20 protein-coding genes are annotated in these 18,170 nt (G+C 39.0%); 13 read left to right on the top strand and 7 right to left on the bottom strand.

The features are described 5' to 3' along the window. From MWU82_RS20485 to MWU82_RS20470, 4 genes are all read right to left on the bottom strand, one after another. Entirely contained in the window at positions 1 to 372 is a 372-nt protein-coding gene (locus tag MWU82_RS20485; protein WP_247097742.1) for a hypothetical protein, read from the bottom strand. 68 nt (positions 373 to 440) lie between these two features. Continuing rightward, positions 441 to 1,274 carry a formate dehydrogenase accessory sulfurtransferase FdhD gene (gene fdhD, locus MWU82_RS20480; RefSeq protein ID WP_247097741.1) on the bottom strand — a complete coding sequence of 278 codons (834 nt, stop codon included), beginning with the start codon at positions 1,272 to 1,274 and terminating at the stop codon, positions 441 to 443. A 9-nt stretch (positions 1,275 to 1,283) separates the two neighbouring features. Beyond that, complete coding sequence (locus tag MWU82_RS20475) at positions 1,284 to 2,195, bottom strand: metallophosphatase (RefSeq protein ID WP_247097740.1); 912 nt, start codon at positions 2,193 to 2,195, stop codon at positions 1,284 to 1,286. Between the two features lie 2 nt (positions 2,196 to 2,197). Then, positions 2,198 to 2,962 carry a 5'-nucleotidase gene (locus tag MWU82_RS20470; protein WP_247097739.1) on the bottom strand — a complete coding sequence of 255 codons (765 nt, stop codon included), beginning with the start codon at positions 2,960 to 2,962 and terminating at the stop codon, positions 2,198 to 2,200. A gap of 71 nt (positions 2,963 to 3,033) precedes the next feature. Between MWU82_RS20470 and MWU82_RS20465 the strand changes: the two genes are divergently transcribed. The 13 genes from MWU82_RS20465 to MWU82_RS20405 all read left to right on the top strand — a co-directional run bounded on the left by MWU82_RS20465 (position 3,034) and on the right by MWU82_RS20405 (position 15,744). After that, positions 3,034 to 3,570, top strand: a complete 537-nt coding sequence (locus MWU82_RS20465) for a hypothetical protein (protein WP_215946246.1) — start codon at positions 3,034 to 3,036, stop codon at positions 3,568 to 3,570. Beyond that, entirely contained in the window at positions 3,570 to 4,460 is an 891-nt protein-coding gene (dapA, locus tag MWU82_RS20460) for a 4-hydroxy-tetrahydrodipicolinate synthase (RefSeq protein ID WP_247097738.1), read from the top strand. The genes MWU82_RS20465 and dapA overlap by 1 nt, the downstream gene beginning before the upstream one ends. A 141-nt stretch (positions 4,461 to 4,601) precedes the next feature. Next, positions 4,602 to 5,423: an outer membrane protein assembly factor BamD gene (gene bamD / locus MWU82_RS20455; protein ID WP_247097737.1), complete on the top strand. Its 822-nt coding sequence runs from the start codon at positions 4,602 to 4,604 to the stop codon at positions 5,421 to 5,423. 13 nt (positions 5,424 to 5,436) lie between these two features. Next, entirely contained in the window at positions 5,437 to 5,769 is a 333-nt protein-coding gene (locus tag MWU82_RS20450) for a DNA-directed RNA polymerase subunit omega (protein WP_072864859.1), read from the top strand. 3 nt (positions 5,770 to 5,772) lie between these two features. Beyond that, complete coding sequence (gene coaBC / locus MWU82_RS20445) at positions 5,773 to 6,978, top strand: bifunctional phosphopantothenoylcysteine decarboxylase/phosphopantothenate--cysteine ligase CoaBC (protein ID WP_247097736.1); 1,206 nt, start codon at positions 5,773 to 5,775, stop codon at positions 6,976 to 6,978. Then, positions 6,971 to 7,861, top strand: coding sequence for a DUF4835 family protein (locus MWU82_RS20440; protein WP_215946242.1), 891 nt, complete (start codon positions 6,971 to 6,973; stop codon positions 7,859 to 7,861). Before coaBC ends, MWU82_RS20440 begins: the two co-directional genes overlap by 8 nt. 123 nt (positions 7,862 to 7,984) lie before the next feature. After that, positions 7,985 to 9,637, top strand: a complete 1,653-nt coding sequence (gene recN / locus MWU82_RS20435) for a DNA repair protein RecN (RefSeq protein WP_247097735.1) — start codon at positions 7,985 to 7,987, stop codon at positions 9,635 to 9,637. A 214-nt stretch (positions 9,638 to 9,851) separates the two neighbouring features. Further along, positions 9,852 to 10,664 (top strand): SDR family oxidoreductase, encoded by an 813-nt coding sequence (locus MWU82_RS20430; RefSeq protein ID WP_247097734.1) that lies wholly within the window; start codon positions 9,852 to 9,854, stop codon positions 10,662 to 10,664. Between the two features lie 157 nt (positions 10,665 to 10,821). Then, positions 10,822 to 11,829, top strand: coding sequence for a glycosyltransferase (locus tag MWU82_RS20425; RefSeq protein ID WP_247097733.1), 1,008 nt, complete (start codon positions 10,822 to 10,824; stop codon positions 11,827 to 11,829). Between the two features lie 4 nt (positions 11,830 to 11,833). Next, positions 11,834 to 12,790: a YbbR-like domain-containing protein gene (locus tag MWU82_RS20420; protein WP_215946238.1), complete on the top strand. Its 957-nt coding sequence runs from the start codon at positions 11,834 to 11,836 to the stop codon at positions 12,788 to 12,790. Then, positions 12,787 to 13,374, top strand: a complete 588-nt coding sequence (gene coaE, locus MWU82_RS20415) for a dephospho-CoA kinase (RefSeq protein ID WP_247097732.1) — start codon at positions 12,787 to 12,789, stop codon at positions 13,372 to 13,374. The genes MWU82_RS20420 and coaE overlap by 4 nt, the downstream gene beginning before the upstream one ends. An 80-nt stretch (positions 13,375 to 13,454) precedes the next feature. Next, a complete protein-coding gene (locus MWU82_RS20410; RefSeq protein WP_215946236.1) occupies positions 13,455 to 15,029 on the top strand; it encodes a HAMP domain-containing sensor histidine kinase in 1,575 nt (524 codons plus the stop codon). 7 nt (positions 15,030 to 15,036) lie between these two features. Then, entirely contained in the window at positions 15,037 to 15,744 is a 708-nt protein-coding gene (locus MWU82_RS20405; RefSeq protein WP_215946235.1) for a response regulator transcription factor, read from the top strand. Between the two features lie 185 nt (positions 15,745 to 15,929). On the opposite strand, the gene MWU82_RS20400 is transcribed toward MWU82_RS20405, so the two are convergent. The 3 genes from MWU82_RS20400 to MWU82_RS20390 are packed head-to-tail and all read right to left on the bottom strand — an operon-like array spanning position 15,930 to position 18,168. Continuing rightward, positions 15,930 to 16,430: a gluconokinase gene (locus MWU82_RS20400; protein ID WP_215946234.1), complete on the bottom strand. Its 501-nt coding sequence runs from the start codon at positions 16,428 to 16,430 to the stop codon at positions 15,930 to 15,932. Then, on the bottom strand, positions 16,430 to 17,341 hold the full coding sequence (gene miaA, locus MWU82_RS20395) for a tRNA (adenosine(37)-N6)-dimethylallyltransferase MiaA (RefSeq protein ID WP_247097731.1): 912 nt from the start codon (positions 17,339 to 17,341) through the stop codon (positions 16,430 to 16,432). The genes MWU82_RS20400 and miaA overlap by 1 nt, the downstream gene beginning before the upstream one ends. Then, entirely contained in the window at positions 17,341 to 18,168 is an 828-nt protein-coding gene (locus tag MWU82_RS20390; RefSeq protein WP_247097730.1) for an ion transporter, read from the bottom strand. Before MWU82_RS20390 ends, miaA begins: the two co-directional genes overlap by 1 nt. Positions 18,169 to 18,170: the final 2 nt, after the last annotated feature.

Raw genomic sequence — 18,170 nt, 5'->3', positions numbered from 1 at the left:
TTATTTTGTTGTTGCTTTGGGGTTGGGGTAATTATCCGATTGATCTTCAACACGTTCATCCAAACAAACAAAATCTTTTTCCAATAATAAATTCAGTACCTGTCCATCGTTTAAAACCATCTTGTTTTCATAGCCTACCTGCTCGCTATCAGGCCATTTTAGACTTTCATTCTTAGGTAAAAGCAGGGTAATGGTGTCCCCTTTAAACTCGGCTTGGAGGCCGGTTATGTTTTCCTTAGCAGCCACGGCGTAGATAAAACTCTTGCCATTAAAAGCGGTCTGTTCCTTGTAATAGCCGTCTTTCTTCAAAGATTCAACCTCCGAACGGGTAAGTCTATAACGAACCGAATTTCCTTGTATCCTAATTTTCATTCAAACAATATTTTATACCTAATTCTATAAAGTTAGGTATTCGACTATCAGTCTCAAAGTTTAGATTCCTAAATTTTAATCCGTTTTGAGCCGGTGTAGATATTATACCTGGTTTCGTTTAGAAATCCTATCAAGGTAATATCATGTTCCAAGGCCATTTCTACGGCCAAGCTGGACGGGGCTCCTACGGCCATAATAAAGTGAATCCCTGCCATGGCTGCTTTTTGGATCAATTCGAAGCTGGCGCGACCGCTCAGAAATAATAAATGTTGGTCCAATGGCAATAGGTCTTGGGTAAGTACATGGCCAATTATTTTGTCCAAAGCGTTATGTCTTCCCACATCCTCGCGCATTGTTATTAATTTGCCCTGAACATTAAATAGTGCTGCTGCGTGTATGCCTCCGGTATTGTTAAAAATATTCTGCTCTTGCTGAAGAATGCCGGGAAAGGATTTAATAAGATTTTTTTCGATCTTAAAATCCGCCAGGGAAGGGGGTAGGCGACATATGGTTTTTATAGCGTCAATACTGGCTTTGCCGCAAACTCCGCAACTACTGCTGGTGTAGAAATGCCGTTCCAGTTTGCCAAGATCTATGTTTTCGGAATTAATTAGTTGGACATTTATGCTATTTTCATCAAGGGCAACCCTTTTTATTTGATTGGAATCTTGTATAATGCCCTCTGTAAAAAGAAATCCAATGGCCAGGTCCTGATCATTGCCCGGCGTTCTCATAGTAATGGAGATATTTTTATTGGTAAGGGGGGAATCCAAATTTAAAACACTGATGCTAATTTGAAGGGGTTCTTCAACAGCTATATCGTCCGTGTGCTCTACAAGGTCATCTCCCAGTATTTTGATAATTTTCTTTGAAACTATAGGCTTTCCTTTTTCCTGAATCATAATTTATGGTTATACCTTGATCGACACGCCATCAGCAGCGTTTTGCTTACCATTGTCAAAATAAAAGTCGATTCGGCCTAGATTAATGCCGAAGCAGCCAACCTGGTTTACTAATATTTGTTCGTTTTTTCTATTGTTTACTATGGTGGGCCTATCCAAGAATGTATGTGTATGGCCTCCAATAATCAGATCAATGTTCTCTGTCTTGGCCGCCAACTTTAGGTCATCGGGTTTTTGAGGGTTTTGATACTGATATCCTAAATGGGAAAGACAAATAATTAAATCACATTTTTCCTCCTCCTTTAAGGTACGGCTTATGTCCTGCGCAATTTCTATGGGGTCCAGATAAACGGTTTCTTGGTACAACTTTTTGGTCACCAGACCGGCCAGTTCTATTCCTAATCCAAAGACTCCAATCTTTATTTCGTCTACCATATATGTTTTGTATGGCTTCACATGACCATCCATAAGGGTGTTTACAAAGTCATAATTGGCGGATAAAAAATCGAAGGAGGCATAGGGCAGTTGGGCATAAAGGCCATTAAGGCCGTTGTCAAAATCATGATTTCCAATGGTAGCGGCATCATACTTTAACATACTCATTAGTTTAAATTCCAATTCACCCCCATAAAAATTGAAGTAGGGTGTCCCCTGAAAAATGTCGCCAGCATCAAATAATAGTGTATTCGGGTTTTCTTTTCTGATTTGATCCACCAAAGTTGCCCTTCTTGCCAGGCCGCCCAAGTTTGGATAGGCCGAATGGTTGGTTGGAAAGGGGTCAATATGGCTATGCACATCGTTGGTGTGCAAGATAGTAATGTGTTTGTTCCCTGAATTTCGGCAAGAATTTAGCGTTAGTCCGCCTATGCCAATAAAAGCGGCAGAAGCTGCTGTATCCGATATAAATTTTCTACGTTCCATAATTATTTGATTTGCATAAACCGGTCATCAGTAGCCGCAGTAAGGGTGTCTATTTTCTTAAAATAATCGATCAGGGTATTTCTAATTAGATAATCGGAATCGGTCACAGAAATATATTCTTTTAAAAAATCCATTTTATCACCACCGGTGATCAAATAATCTGAAGTGGCAACATTATAAGTCTTGTTTTCGTCAAAGGGTTTTCCTTGAATGTTTACCGCTTGCAAACTTTTATTTTTACCTACGACTATTTGAATCCCTGAAATAGGGTGGGCAACACTGGATTTTATCAGAAATGATACCATTGCCCGGATAGCTTTACCATCCAATTCAGCAACAACTACCGAGTTTTCAAATGGCATTACCTCGTAGGCTGTGCGCTCAGTAATGTCACCTTCTGATATTACGGATCGGATACTTCCAAAGTTAAGAAGTACAAAATCTATTTGCTTCCCGGTTCTGGCCGTAAAAACGGGGTTTACTTCCTGCATTACAATGTCTGCCATTAAATTGCCTGCGGGAGAATTTAAAGTACCATCTGTTTTGGATATGGCCATTGGGGCATAGGCCAAAACGCTGTCCAATACCTCGTTGATCCTGTTTCGGTAGGGTGCTATGACGTTTTCTATGGAATCGTTTGGATTGGAAGAGTAATTGATCTGAATCCTTTGTCCCTCAATATTTCTAAGTTTGGGAACGGATTCCTTGCAACTCAGGACGAGTACAATTGTTGCAATTATAACAAAATGTTTGTTTTTTAAATCCATATACTTCTTACCTTCGTATAATTATTGAGGTGATATTATTTACATTTACAATCTTGAAAATGTAAAAATACATGTTTTTAAAAACGCTTAAGGAAAAAATTAAATTTAGAGCCGGTAAAAAGTATTTACAGAGGGGGTTGAATGCTCCTCCTGAAACTATTGATCGGGTTAAGGGTATAAGTTCTGTTGGTTGTATTGTTGATTTGGACGCGTTTGAAAATGCCAATGCTTTTTATGAGTTTGTGGATGAATTTTCCCTAAGGCCCAATTCTGTAAAAATAATTGGGTACAAGAAATTTTATGATAAAAACTCCCCTTATTCAACCCCAGTTTTTTCCGACAAGGATTTGGGATGGAAAGCGAATATTGAAAACAGCTATGCCTTGGAGTTTTTAAATAGGGAATATGACCTTTTGGTTAATTATTATACGGATGAAAAATTATTATTGCAGTTAATGACGTTAAAGACCAAAGCCAGGCTAAAGGTGGGTTTTGGTGGTGTGGATAAAAATTTAAATGATTTGATATTGAATACTCCCATCAAGGATTTCCAAACTTTTAAAAAGGAGTTACGGAAATATTTGAGGGTTTTAAATGAGATTAAATAATGGAACAGTTAGTTGGAACGGGTGTTGCCCTGGTGACTCCTTTTAAGGAGGATTTTTCTATAGATACGATAGCTTTGGCAAAAATCGTAAATTATTGTGTGGATGGTGGAATAGATTATTTGGTTGTTTTGGGAACTACCGGGGAGTCTGTTGTGTTGTCCAAAAAAGAAAAACAACTGGTTATAGATACTATTGTGGATGCCAATGCAGGTAGGCTTCCATTGGTTTTGGGCATAGGAAGTAACAACACTGCGGCTGTTGTTGAAGAACTGCAAGAAACCGATCTAAAGGATTTTGTGGCCATTTTATCGGTTTCACCATATTATAATAGACCCACACAAGAGGGGGTATATCAGCATTTTAAAGCCATTTCCTTGGCTTCTCCCAAGCCTATCATATTGTACAATGTACCTGGTAGGACAGGGAGCAATATGCTTCCTGAGACTGTTTTGAGATTGGCCAATGATTTTAACAATATTGTGGGAATCAAGGAGGCCTGCGGTGATATGGTTCAAATAATGCGAACCATAAAGGATAAACCTGCAGATTTTATGGTAATTTCCGGAGATGATTTTACCGCACTTTCTACGGTATTGGCCGGTGGTTCCGGGGTAATTTCTGTTTTGGGACAGGGACTTCCTTCAGAATTTTCCCAGATGATACGTTTTGGGCTGGCAGGCAGGGTCAAGGAGGCCTTTGCGTTGCACTATGCCATTCAGGACGGTATGGATTTAATTTTTAAAGAAGGTAATCCCGCAGGTATCAAGGCTTTGTTGGAAGCTGTTGGCCTGGGAACTGCAGTTGTAAGGTTGCCATTGGTAGAGGCCACTGCAACCCTTAAAAAAACCATTAAGAGCTTTTTGAACACCTTGCTAAAGACGGTTGTTTAGTAAAAAACAACTATCTATTATTGGATTTTTTACCAACAAAGTTAAAACTTGCATAAAAATGTTGTAGTTGGTAAAGAGGCGGGCTATTTTAGCGTGATAAAAATGTTTTTTATATCCGTTTAGAATCCTTAATTTTGCAAAATGTTTTTAAAAATGAAACGTCTATTTTCCTTTTTATTATTGGTTGTCATCCTTAGCTCTTGTAGTGAGTACCAAAAGGTACTTAAAAATGAAGATGTTAAGGCCAAATATGATTTGGCTGAAAAATTTTATGATGCCGGTGATTTTAAAAGGGCCAACCGATTGTTGGAACAGATAGCGCCAAAGTATATAGGTAAGCCACAAGGAGAACGTGTTATGTACTTTCTTGCAGATTCTTATTTTCAGACCAAGGACTATAATATGGCAGGTTACCAGTTTGAAAGGTTCCTAAAATCATATCCTAAAAGTGATAAGGCTGTAGAGGCTGGCTTTTATGGAGCTAAAAGTTATTACAAGCTTTCCCCTAAATACTCTTTGGACCAAACGGATACGGACAAGGCCTTGATAAAGTTGCAAAACTTCATCAATACCTACCCAGAATCCGAATTTTTAGTAGAAGCCAATATCATGGCCAAGGAATTGACGACCAAGAAAGAGCGTAAATCCTACGAGATAGCAAAGCAGTTCAATACTATTGGGGAATTTGATTATACCTTTTTAACTCCCGCGGTTACCGCTTTTGACAACTTTATTTCAGACAACCCAGGTTCCGTTTATCGCGAAGATGCCCTATATTATAAGTTTGATGCGTCAACCAATTTAGCGCTTAACAGCTTCGATTATCTTAAAAAATCTCGATTGAATGATGCCAAAGCGGCTTATCTGACTTTCAAAAAATATTTTCCGGAGTCCAAGTATCTTAAGGATGCAAATAAGACCTTGGAAAAGGTTGAAAAAGAATTAGAAATTTATTCCAAATAAAATACGATTTGATATGAATATGAACGATTTAAAAAACTCGAAGGCTCCTGTTTCTACGGTGACGATCAATAAAAATGATTTCGATGCCAAGACTGGGAATATCTATGAGGCTATTTCCATAACTGCCAAAAGAGCTGTTCAGATTAATTCTGAAATTAAAAAAGAGCTTTTGGAGAAGTTGGAAGAGTTTGCTACCTACAGTGATAGTTTGGAGGAAGTTTTTGAAAACAAGGAACAGATCGAGGTTTCTAAATTCTACGAAAAATTGCCCAAGCCCCATGCATTGGCGGTAAAGGAGTGGTTGGATGATAAAATTTATCACAGGAATACAGAGAAAGACGCTTAAAGGATGTTGGGCGGTAAGAATATACTTTTGGGCATTACTGGGGGTATAGCTGCTTATAAAACCACCTTTTTAGTTCGTTTACTTATTAAAGCTGGCGCTAACGTTAAAGTTGTTTTAACGGAAAGCGCCAGCTCTTTTGTTTCTCCCTTAACCTTGGCTACCCTGTCCAAGAATGCCGTACTATCTTCCTTTGTAGATGAGGAAAACGGAACAGTTTCCTGGAACAATCATGTAGAACTGGGACTTTGGGCAGACATAGTTCTTATTGCCCCAGCTACGGCCAATACCCTGTCCAAAATGGCCAACGGTACCTGCGATAATTTGTTGATGGCCACTTATCTCTCGGCAAAATGCCCTGTTTACTTTGCTCCGGCGATGGACTTGGACATGTATAAACATCCTTCCACTACAGCAACCTTTAAAAAGCTATTATCTTTTGGTAATATTATGATTCCGGCTACATCAGGAGAGTTGGCCAGTGGATTAATAGGGGAGGGCCGCATGGCCGAACCCGAGGATATTGTGGATTTCCTCAATGATCACCTGGGTAAAGGGCTGCCTCTAAGAAATAAGAAAGTATTGATAACGGCCGGTCCCACCTATGAGGCCATTGATCCGGTTAGGTTTATTGGAAATCACTCATCGGGTTTAATGGGGTATGAGTTGGCCAAAAATGCAGCCAAACTTGGGGCCAAGGTATATTTGGTGTCCGGGCCGTCCCATTTAACACTGCAACATTCCCAGATAGATCTTGTTAAAGTAACTTCGGCCGATGAAATGTATAAAGCAACGGTTGCCTTGTACCCGGAAATGGATATCGTTATTTGCGCTGCTGCGGTGGCTGATTACAGGCCTAAATTAGTGGCCGAACAGAAAATAAAGAAATCGGCAGAGGAATTTACCATCACTTTGGTAAAGAACAAGGATATTCTTTTTTCCTTGGGAGAAATGAAGAAGGATCAGTTTCTGGTTGGTTTTGCCCTGGAAACAGAAAATGAGGTTGAAAACGCCATAGGAAAATTAAAACGGAAAAATTTGGACGCTATTGTCTTAAATTCCATGAACGATAGTGGTGCGGGTTTTGGAAAATTGACCAATAAAATATCGTTCATAGATAAGAATTTGGATATTAAAACGTTTGAGTTAAAAACCAAGGCAGAGGTGGCCTCGGATATTTTAAATGAAATCACCAACAGGATCCATGCGTAATCTATTTTTAGCCATAATTTGTTTTGTAACTTCTATAACCTTGGGAGCTCAGGAGTTAAACTGTGTGGTTACTATAAATTCTGATCAGGTAGGGCAGACCAATCAACAAGTTTTCAAGACTCTGGAGCGTTCCTTAAATGATTTTGTAAATAAGAATAGATGGTCCAATCGGGTCTATAAGGAAAATGAAAGGGTTAACGCCCAAATGTTCATTACCATTACGGAGTATGAATCCAGTAGATTTAAAGGGAATATTCAGATTCAATCGTCAAGACCTGTTTTTAATACCTCCTATGAAAGTCCTGTTTTTAATTATAAGGACAATCAGCTCAGTTTTGATTATATAGAGTTTCAGCCCTTGATCCTAAATGAAAACAATATAACTTCCAATTTGGTAGGGGTCGTATCTTACTATGCCTACATTATTCTTGGCTTGGATGCGGACACTTTTTCTTTGGAGGGCGGTACCGATTTTTATAAAAAGGCACAACAAGTTGTTACTTTGGCCCAAAGTGCAGGTTATTCTGGGTGGACACAGACATCTGGGCAAAGAAGTAGGTTTGAGTTGGTAGACAACCTTTTGTCCAATTCATACAGAGAGTACAGAATAGCAATGTACAATTACCACAGAAAAGGATTGGACGTCCTGGCAGATAATAACAGCACAGGAAAGCAGGTAGTTGCAGGTACCATGCGTTTGCTGGAGACCATGGGAGGCCGGCATCCCAACGCTTTTTTAATTCAAACTTTTTTTGATGCAAAGTCGGAAGAAATACAAAACGTATTTTCCGATGGTCCCAAAGTGGATATTGTACAGCTTAAGCAAACTTTGAACAAAATTGCCCCACTATATTCGTCCACTTGGAACGAAATAAAATTTTGATCGGATTCCTTTGTACAATGTTATTTGGTCCCGCATCGGGATTTTGTAAATAGAATTTTTTTACCACACATTTTTTTCCAAAGCAATATAAATTATCTTTACGGCAATCTTAGATAATAAACTTTGCTGACAAATCTTTCCATAAAGAATTACGCATTAATAGACCATTTAAACGTTAAGTTTACCAATGGCTTTACAGTAATAACAGGTGAAACAGGTGCTGGTAAATCCATTTTATTAGGTGGGTTGTCCTTGGTGTTGGGTAAAAGGGCGGATCTTTCCTCCTTAAGGGAGAAGGAGGATAAATGCATCGTAGAGGCGGAATTTGAAATTTCCAAATATGGTTTGGAATCATTTTTCTTGGATAACGACCTGGATTATGAGGCAAAGACCATTATTAGAAGGGAGATTTTGCCTAGCGGTAAATCCCGGGCTTTTATAAATGACTCCCCGGTTACCTTGGATATTCTGTCCCAATTGGGGGATCAATTGATAGATGTGCATTCCCAGCATCAAACGTTACGACTTGCGGATAATGATTTTCAACTGAAGGTTATAGATGCCCTTGCCGATAATGGACCAGTGCTAACAGCCTATTCTTCGAAGTTGCTGTTATATCAATCTACACAAAAGGAATTACAAAAACTTGTGGATTTTCAGAATAGTGCCACCAAGGAACACGAGTATAATAGTTTTTTGTTACAGGAATTAAATTCGGCTCCTTTAAAAGAGGGAATATTGGAAGAATTGGAGGAGCAGTACGAACAGCTTAACAATGTGGAAATTATTCTAGAGCAATTGTCCCATGGGCAACAGTTATTAAATGATGAGCAGATAGGGCTGGTGAACCTACTTACGGAGCTGAAACAGGTATCCAGTAAGTTGGCCAGTTTTGGCCACCAGTATTCAGATATAAATGAGCGCGTAAAATCGGTGTTTATTGAGTTGGATGATATTACCAACGAACTTAATATTCTAAATGATAAGGTAGAGGCCGATCCACAATTGTTGGAGCAGGTAAACGCCAAACTTCAATTGCTTTATGATCTTTTAAAGAAACATAAGGTTCAGACAATTCCGGAATTGTTAGAAATAAGGAATGCCTTGGATGAGAAGGTAAGTGCAACCGAGAATGTTGTTGCCGATATAGACCGTAAAAAGAAGGAGTTGCATCAATTGGAAATTGCTTTGAACACTGAAGCTGCCAACATAAGTAAAAGAAGAAAGGTGGTTATTCCAGAGCTGAAAAAACAATTGGAGGAAACTTTGATCGACTTAGGGATGGCAAGTGCTACTTTTAAAATTGAAATTTCGCCAGCCAAAGAGTTTAAACCCACGGGTAAGGATGATCTTAGCTTTTTGTTTTCAGCGAACAAGGGGTCTGCTTATGGTGACCTTAAGAAGGTGGCCTCGGGCGGTGAACTGTCCAGGATTATGTTGACCATTAAGGCCATTTTGGCCAGATACGAACAGCTGCCTACAATGATGTTCGATGAGATAGATACGGGAGTATCCGGAGAGATTTCCAATAAAATGGGAGATATCATGAAGGATATGAGCAATACTATGCAGATATTTTCTATCACCCACTTACCACAGGTAGCAGCCAAAGGTGTACATCATTTTAAGGTGTACAAGGAAGAAGAACTGATGGGGACCAATACCAAAATGAAAAGGCTTTCTTCGGAAGAGAGGGTTGTGGAGCTGGCAGAAATGTTAGGTGGAAAAACCTTGTCCGAATCGGCTATGGCACATGCCAGGCAGTTACTGGATTAACCTTTGTGTAAGCGGATAGGGAAATCCTGAATTCCGTTTAGTGGTGTTTATAAGTATTTATGTGTGTAACAACATTAATAGCTTTTCGCCTATAACCCTAATAATTTGAAGCCCCGTCAACAGGGTTGCCAACTTTTCTACCTTGTTCTTTCTGCGGTCTACCCACTAATTTTTAATATCTTTGACGATCTAAAATTCACAAAGAAAATAGACTATGTCGTTTAATTTACTAAAAGGAAAAAAAGGGATAATTTTTGGGGCACTCGATGCCAATTCCATAGCTTGGAAAACTGCTGAGACCATTCATGCCGAAGGCGGTACCTTTGTCCTTACCAATGCACCCATAGCTATGCGTATGGGGCAGATAGATGAACTTGCAAAAAAGACGGGTTCCAAGATTATACCTGCCGATGCCACAAGCGAAGAGGATTTGGATAATTTGGTAACACAATCCATGGAGATTTTGGGAGGGAAAATAGATTTTGTTTTGCACGCCATAGGGATGTCTGTCAACGTTCGTAAAGGCAGGGCCTATACAGATGAGAAATATGATTTTACAACCAAAGGCTGGGATGTATCCGCCCTTTCTTTTCATAAAGTAATGCAGAGCCTGTACAAGGCCGATGCAATGAACGAATGGGGGAGTATCGTGGCTTTGACTTATATGGCTGCGCAACGTACCTTTCCGGATTATAATGATATGGCCGACAATAAAGCTTATTTGGAATCGGTGGCCCGTAGTTTTGGATACTTTTTTGGCAAGGAGAAGAAGGTAAGGGTGAATACCATATCCCAATCCCCCACAGCTACAACTGCGGGACAAGGAGTTAAAGGTTTTGACAGCTTTATTTCCTATGCAGAAAAGATGTCGCCTTTGGGTAATGCATCAGCTCAGGATTGTGCTGACTATACTGTGACCCTTTTTTCCGATTTGACCAAAAAGGTTACCATGCAGAATTTGTTTCATGACGGTGGTTTTTCCAATACAGGCGTTAGTCAGGAAGTAATTGATAGATTTTCCGAATAGCTCGGTAGGTATATTGGTAGGATGCCTTTGAGCTAACCCATTCTTATTGGCTATACTCCGTGGCTACATATTATTCAAATTAGCTTAATGCAGTTGAAACAAGACTGAAGGCAGGCCTGTACGTTTGTTTCACCTTTTTAATTTATAGCAAAGCTCAATGGATTTATACTTTTCTTTTATAGTGCCGGTTTACAACAGACCCAATGAGATCAATGAATTGCTGGAAAGCCTGTCGTTACAGGACTACGGTAAATCTTTTGAGGTGGTTGTCGTGGAAGACGGTTCGTCCGAAAGTTCGGAAGGTATTGTGGAAAAGTATAAGGATAAATTGTCCATAACGTATTTAAAGAAGAAGAATTCTGGCCCTGGTGATTCCCGAAATTATGGAATGAATCGTGCCCGCGGTAATTATTTTATAGTGCTGGATTCCGATTGTATAATTCCTAGCCAATATTTGTCGGTGGTGGAAAAATCCTTGACAAACTATTATGTGGATTGTTATGGGGGGCCAGATGCGGCACATTCTTCCTTTACCAATGTGCAAAAGGCCATTAATTATGCCATGACCTCTATGTTCACCACTGGTGGAATACGGGGAAATAAGAGGGCTGTAGGCAAATTTCAGCCCAGGAGCTTTAATATGGGAATATCTAAAGCAGCGTTTGAAGAAACCCGTGGATATGGGAATATACATCCAGGAGAAGATCCAGACCTGACCTTTAGAATATGGGAAGCGGGGTTTGAAACTAAATTGATAGAGGATGCCTATGTATACCATAAGCGGCGAATAGATTGGAATAAATTTTATACCCAGGTCAAGAAATTTGGAATGGTAAGGCCCATTTTAAATCATTGGCATCCAGACAGTGCCAAAATTACTTATTGGTTCCCTACTTTGTTCTGTTTCGGATTTGTTGGGGCTCTTGTCTTGTTGGTTTTAGGGGTTTTGTGGCCAATATCTATTTATGCCTTATATTTTGGTTTACTTTTTGTACATTCTTTAGTGGTCAATAAAAATTTTAAGGTGGCTGTGCTGTCATTAATGGCAGTGGTGGTCCAATTTGTAGGATATGGTTTTGGATTTTTTAAAAATTCGATTCTAATAGCGTTCAGCAATAAGAAACCGGAGGAGTTATTTCCTAAGCTTTTCTTTAAAACTCAGTAATAAGTTGATAGATAAAATTAAAAACGGACTCAATAAAAGAAAGGTAAAACTGTTTCTTGTCTTTCTGTTATGTTCCAGTCTGGCTTGGTTTATTAGCAATTTGGGAGAACAATATACCAATAATGCTACTTTTGATATTCACTATGGTAGTACCCCGGACAGCTTATTGCTAAATAGTGTTTCCAAAAGGAACATAAAGGTTAGGCTCAGGGCCAGTGGGTTTCAATTTTTGATGTTTGGTTTCAAGAACAAAACTGTGGAAGTGGACTTATCCGAATTGGAGAAAAAAGGTTCCAAATATTTTGTTTCCCCTTCAACCTATAGAAGTCAGATAGAAAATCAGCTTTCAAAGTTTATAAGGGTCGAGGATATGGATAAGGATACCTTGTTTTTTAATTTCCAAAAGCTTTACAAAAAAAAGGTCCCAGTACTTCCTAAAGTGACTATAGATTTGGAGCAAAACTATTTAATGGATAAGAACTATACTTTATTGCCAGATTCCATAACCGTAATGGGGCCTAAAACGGAGATTGATACTTTGACCGGAATTACCACTCAAACTTTGGTGCTGCCACATACGACCAATGATATTTCGAAGAAATTAAAACTGATTCTTCCGCCTAAGCTGAAAAACACCAAATACTCCGATCATTATATAACCCTATCGGCCAAAATATTTAAATTTTCTGAAAAGGTTTTTAAGGTTCCAGTAGAGGTTGTCAATGTACCTGAAGGAGTCGGGATAAGAACTTTCCCAGAAATAGTTTCGGTTTTGTGCAGGGGGCGTTTAAGTGCTATTAAGGAATTGGTGGTGTCGGATTTTGTGGTTACTGCCGACTATTCCAACCTAAGGGACAAACACGAAAATGTTTTGGACCTGAAATTGACCAAAAAGCCCGATAGCGTGAATGTGGTACAGCTTAGGGAGAATAAAGTGGAATTTATACTAAAGAGGCAATGATGATCGTAGGCTTGACAGGAGGTATTGGTAGTGGAAAATCTACTGTGGGGGCCATGTTTCAAAAATTGGGAGTGCCCCTCTATAATTCTGATCTAGAGGCAAAGAATTTAATGACCCGTTCAAAAAAGATTAAAAAGGATATTGAGACCTTATTGGGCAAGGAGAGTTATTTGGAAGGGAAGCTGAATAGGGAGTATATCGCCAAAATCGTGTTCAAGGATAAGAAATTATTGCAGGGCCTCAACAATATAGTCCATCCTGCTGTGAGACGTCATTTTAAAAGTTGGTGCAAACGCCAGAATGCCCCTTATGTAATACAGGAAGCAGCTATTATATTTGAAAACGGGACCAAGGAACTTTATGATAAAATAATTTTAGTGACCTCTCCAAGGGACATCAGGATACAAAGGGTTGTTGATAGGGATGGAATCACGGCCGAAGCAGTAATACAACGTATAGATAATCAATGGCCAGATAGTGAAAAAGAGAAGTTTTCAGACTTCATAATTGAAAATATTGGATTGGAGGCTACGGAAAGGGAAGTGTCCCGAATTCACCATAAATTACTTAAAATAAGGGCTTAAGCGCGAAATTTTAACATTTTTGTTAAGGTTAGGTTAAACGTGCAATTCGCTAAATGTTAAATTTCTAATTTTGTTAATAAATGAATAAGAGGTTATTTGGTCTTTTGGTAGTCTTAATGAGCCTTTCCCTAATAGGAATCATCTTTGTTCAGAGTTATTGGATAAATAAATCGGTAGCGGACAAGGAAGAACAATTTTCAAACACCATCAACCAAATTTTGAGTAGGGTTGTAGAGAATATTGAAAAGCGGGAGGTACAGGATTATCTTAACGAGTTTTACAAACTTAAGGATAGTATTGGAAAGCCAAAGGCTACCCATCTTAAGAATTTTTTCTTTTTTGATCGTGATATTAATTCCAATGAAATACGGTTTTATACCCATGGTATTTTGGAGGAGGATTACAATATGGCATCTACGTTCTTTGATATAGGCTTGGACACCACAACCTTTAGGAATATCACCAGCACCAGAACAACAGAAATCTACAAAGAAGATTTTGGTCTGGACGGCAGGCAATATTCCTTGACACCTGTCCAAAAGCTTGAGAAAATCGGAGGACTTTCCTCTATTGATAAGGCGGCATTGGATGATGTTTTTAGGGAGCAGGCCAAATCCAGGTCCATCCATAAACGCGTATCCAAACAAGAAATAGAACTGTTTCTTGGGAGGGAACTTAAAAATAGGGGCATAGATATAGACTATGAATATGGGGTTTATAGTAAGGGACTGCCGACTAAGGTGAAATCCAAAAAATTCAAGTTTTCAGAGACCACACTATATAAGGCTCCTTTGTTTAAGGATAGTGAAGGGAATACCAATTTTTCCCTTTTGTTGACCTTTCCCAAAAAGAAAAGGTTCCTTATACAGTCCATTCTTGGAATGGCAATTTTGTCCCTGACATTTACCTTGGTTATAGTGGTGGCCTATTCCAGTGCTATCTATCAGTTGATAAAACAAAAGCAGATTTCCGAGATTAAATCGGACTTTATCAATAATATGACGCATGAGTTTAAAACTCCAATTGCTACAATAAACTTGGCTGTTGAAGCAATAAAGAATCCGAAGATTATAGATGACAAGGAGAAGGTGCTGCGCTATTTGCAAATGATAAGGGACGAAAACAAGAGAATGCACGCGCAGGTGGAAAATGTATTGCGGATATCCAAGTTGGAAAAAAATCAGTTGGATATTAGTAAGGATAGGGCAGATGTGCACGACATAATAGAAGATGCCATTACCCATGTAGAGCTTATAGTTGCAGATAGGGGAGGATATATTAAGCCTCATTTAAAGGCGGAACGCTCAGAGGTATTGGCCAATGAGATGCATTTTACCAATGTTATTGTGAATATATTGGACAATGCTGTGAAATATTCGCCAGAGGCGCCCAAGATTGATGTTTTTACCGAAGTGGTCGGGAATTATATCATTATAAAAATACAGGATCAGGGAGCTGGAATGAGCAAGGCGGTACTAAAAAAGGTTTTTGAAAAGTTTTATAGGGAACATACAGGAGATATACACAATGTTAAGGGGCACGGTTTAGGGCTCGCTTACGTAAAAAAAATAGTTGATGATCATCAAGGTGAGGTTTATGCAGAAAGTGAAAAAGGAAAAGGAAGCACTTTTTATATAAAACTACCTTTAATTTAAAACAATAATGGAAACAGTAGATAAGAAAATATTACTCGTAGAGGACGATCCCAATTTTGGAATTGTACTTAAAGATTACTTGGCAATGAACGATTTTGACGTTACGTTGGCAAAAAACGGAATGGAAGGTTTTGAAAAATTTAAGAAAGACAATTTCGATGTCTGTATCTTGGATGTAATGATGCCTTATAAGGATGGCTTTACCCTAGCTAAGGAAATCCGTGAAAAGAACGAAAACGTACCCATCGTTTTTCTTACGGCCAAGACTATGAAAGAGGATGTCCTTAAAGGATATAAAGCCGGTGCCGATGATTATTTGAACAAGCCTTTTGATTCGGAAGTACTATTGATGAAACTTAAAGCTATAATTCAAAGAAAGTCTTCCAGTTCCCTAGCGGACAGTAAACAATTTGAATTTACAATTGGTGGTTTTCAATTGAATTCCAAGCTTAGGTTCTTGAAATTCAAAGATGAAGATGCCATTAAACTCTCTCCTAAGGAAAATGAGTTGCTTAGACTTTTGGCTTTGCACGAGAACGATTTAATGCCCAGGGAGTTGGCCTTGACCAAAATTTGGAGGGATGATAATTATTTTACTTCCCGTAGTATGGACGTCTATATTGCCAAATTGCGTAAATATCTTAAAAAAGATGAAAACGTGGAGATATTGAATATCCACGGAGAAGGGTTTAGATTGGTGGTTAAAACTGAGTAAATACCTCATATCCAAAATTTTTTAGAGCACCAGGATTTTTCTTGGTGCTTTTTATTTTATTAGACCCTTATTTTAAAAGCTGCAGGCTCTTTTAAAGGTGTTGGTAGAACGAACCCTGAACAAAAAAAGACGTGGTTTTTGGTTTTAAATCAGGACTCTTGGGTCTGCTCCAGCGTTCAAAACTATTAGTTCCGGTATTCCCTTAATATTTGGTCCACAATTTCTTGGGGACTGGGTTCTATCGATATTTTTATAGCCTTGGTTGGAGGTTCAAAAGTGTCCAGTTGGGACCGTAATAATTCGGCAGGCATAAAATGGCCCTTGCGTTTTTGTAGGCGTTCCAATAACAATTCGAAGGAACTTTCCAGGGAAATCCATACTACCTTCTCTTCAATTTTATTTTCAAGTATTTTTCTGTAGGACTCCTTCAAGGCGGAGCAGACAATGACAGCTCCTGTTTCTTGGTTGTCCACGGCCAATTTGTTCAGGGTTACCAGCCACTCATACCGGTCCTCGTCGGTCAACGGGATTTTATTGGACATTTTTTTTATGTTGGCTTCCGAATGAAAATCGTCCCCATCAAAAAATGGTAGGTTCAGTTTTTCCGCCAACAATTGCGCTATGGTAGATTTTCCCGTGCCGGAAACCCCAATTACAAATAGAATGTTTTTATTGGTTAAAGTCATTATCTATTGCGTTCTTGTTCTATCTTCTCCAAAATCTCGTTTAGGTCGTATTTATAATCGACCCAAAGAATATCCTCTTTTTTTCGTAACCATGTCAATTGCCTTTTTGCAAACCTTCTGGTGTTTTTCTTTATTTCGGCAATAGCCGTATCCAGATCAAAATCCCCCTTAAAATAACTAAATAATTCCCTATAACCTACAGTTTGCAACGCATTCAGGGTCTGTTGTTCTTTTAGGGACGCTACCTCTTCCAAAAGACCCTGTTCCAACATTATATCCACTCTTTGGTTTATACGGTCGTAGATGATCTCCCTTTCCGCATTTATGGCTATGGTAATGGTCTTGAAATTCCGTTCGGGTTTTTTTTGATTTAGGAAGGAGGTGTAGGGGAGTCCTGAACCAATACACACCTCCAGGGCCCTAATAAGCCTATGTGGGTTATTTAGGTCTACCTGGTCGTAATAATCCCGGTCCAGAACTTTAAGCCTTTCCTGAAGGCTTAAGATGCCTTCGGTTTTCAAGGTTTGGTTCAGTGTTTCCCGGATTTCAGGATCTATTGCGGGAAAAGTATCCAGTCCGTCTTTAATGGCGTCAACATATAGACCGCTTCCGCCTACCATGACAACAATGTCGTTATCCAGGAAAAGGGTTGCCAGTTTTTCTATAGCTTCCCTTTCAAAATCCCCTACGGTGTATTCTTCAAAAATACTTTTGTGCTGAATAAAATGATGCGGAACACTTGCTAATTCTTCTGGGGATGGTACAGCGGTCCCAATGGACATTTCTTTGTAAAACTGTCGGGAATCGGCAGAAATGATCTCTGTTTTGTAATGTTTGGCCAGGGCAATGGCCAAGGTCGTCTTTCCTATCGCAGTGGGTCCAACAATGGAAATAAGATTTTTTTTATTCATTAATCATCACTTAATCTATGTCCACATTGCCTGCAGTAATGGGCGTCAATGCGTATGATTTCAGTACCGCAATCCGGACAGGTTCTGTCAGTGTCTATATCTTTTTTGTTGATGACTCCGGAAGTATATTCGGCCGATACTATTCCAGTTGGTACTGCTATTACCCCATAACCAATTATCATGATCAAGGTGGCAATAAATTGCCCTAAGGGCGTTTCAGGTGAAATATCCCCATAACCTACTGTGGTTAGGGTAACAATGGTCCAATAAACACTGTGGGGAATACTGGTAAAGCCATGGGTAGGACCTTCTACGATGTACATTACCGTTCCCAATAAAACGGATATGACAATGACAAAGAAAACAAAAACAAATATTTTTGTTCTACTGGCATTCAAGGCCCTTACAAGTTTGTTGGACTCCCCTACGAAGCGGACCAGCTTTAAAATTCTAAATACCCTTAACAATCTTAAGATTCGAAAGGCTGTTATGTACTGGGAACCAACAAATAATAGGGAAAGGTATTTTGGAATAGTGGATAAAAGATCGACTATTCCAAAAAAGCTAAATATATATTTTTTAGGTCGGTTGATGGAAATTATCCTCAAAATATACTCGATGGAAAATAAAATGGTCACCACCCATTCGGAATAGTTTAGAAATTTATGGTGTTTCTCATCAAATGTAGGAATGCTCTCCAGCATTACGATGATAACACTATACACAATCAAAATGAGCAAAAGGATATCAAAAAGTCTTCCCGCAGGGGTATGGGTCCCGTAGATTACTTCATGGATCTTATTTTTCCAACTTTTTTTAATTTTCAAAG

Origin of the sequence: Arenibacter sp. S6351L, from assembly GCF_023016025.1 — a bacterium.
In the GTDB taxonomy this organism is placed as follows: Bacteria; Bacteroidota; Bacteroidia; order Flavobacteriales; family Flavobacteriaceae; genus Arenibacter; species Arenibacter algicola_B.
Note: the sequence above shows the minus strand (reverse complement) of the source record. Positions and strands in the feature narration are given on the sequence as shown.

Coding starts and splice junctions, on each gene's coding strand:
- MWU82_RS20450 (WP_072864859.1), top strand. CDS start 5,437: ATGAATATGAACGATTTAAAAAACTCGAAGGCTCCTGTTTCTACGGTG.
- MWU82_RS20400 (WP_215946234.1), bottom strand. CDS start 16,430: ATGACTTTAACCAATAAAAACATTCTATTTGTAATTGGGGTTTCCGGC.
- MWU82_RS20440 (WP_215946242.1), top strand. CDS start 6,971: ATGCGTAATCTATTTTTAGCCATAATTTGTTTTGTAACTTCTATAACC.
- MWU82_RS20485 (WP_247097742.1), bottom strand. CDS start 372: ATGAAAATTAGGATACAAGGAAATTCGGTTCGTTATAGACTTACCCGT.
- MWU82_RS20475 (WP_247097740.1), bottom strand. CDS start 2,195: ATGGAACGTAGAAAATTTATATCGGATACAGCAGCTTCTGCCGCTTTT.
- MWU82_RS20425 (WP_247097733.1), top strand. CDS start 10,822: ATGGATTTATACTTTTCTTTTATAGTGCCGGTTTACAACAGACCCAAT.
- miaA (WP_247097731.1), bottom strand. CDS start 17,341: ATGAATAAAAAAAATCTTATTTCCATTGTTGGACCCACTGCGATAGGA.
- MWU82_RS20465 (WP_215946246.1), top strand. CDS start 3,034: ATGTTTTTAAAAACGCTTAAGGAAAAAATTAAATTTAGAGCCGGTAAA.
- MWU82_RS20410 (WP_215946236.1), top strand. CDS start 13,455: ATGAATAAGAGGTTATTTGGTCTTTTGGTAGTCTTAATGAGCCTTTCC.
- MWU82_RS20430 (WP_247097734.1), top strand. CDS start 9,852: ATGTCGTTTAATTTACTAAAAGGAAAAAAAGGGATAATTTTTGGGGCA.
- coaE (WP_247097732.1), top strand. CDS start 12,787: ATGATGATCGTAGGCTTGACAGGAGGTATTGGTAGTGGAAAATCTACT.
- MWU82_RS20405 (WP_215946235.1), top strand. CDS start 15,037: ATGGAAACAGTAGATAAGAAAATATTACTCGTAGAGGACGATCCCAAT.
- dapA (WP_247097738.1), top strand. CDS start 3,570: ATGGAACAGTTAGTTGGAACGGGTGTTGCCCTGGTGACTCCTTTTAAG.
- MWU82_RS20470 (WP_247097739.1), bottom strand. CDS start 2,962: ATGGATTTAAAAAACAAACATTTTGTTATAATTGCAACAATTGTACTC.
- bamD (WP_247097737.1), top strand. CDS start 4,602: ATGTTTTTAAAAATGAAACGTCTATTTTCCTTTTTATTATTGGTTGTC.
- coaBC (WP_247097736.1), top strand. CDS start 5,773: ATGTTGGGCGGTAAGAATATACTTTTGGGCATTACTGGGGGTATAGCT.
- fdhD (WP_247097741.1), bottom strand. CDS start 1,274: ATGATTCAGGAAAAAGGAAAGCCTATAGTTTCAAAGAAAATTATCAAA.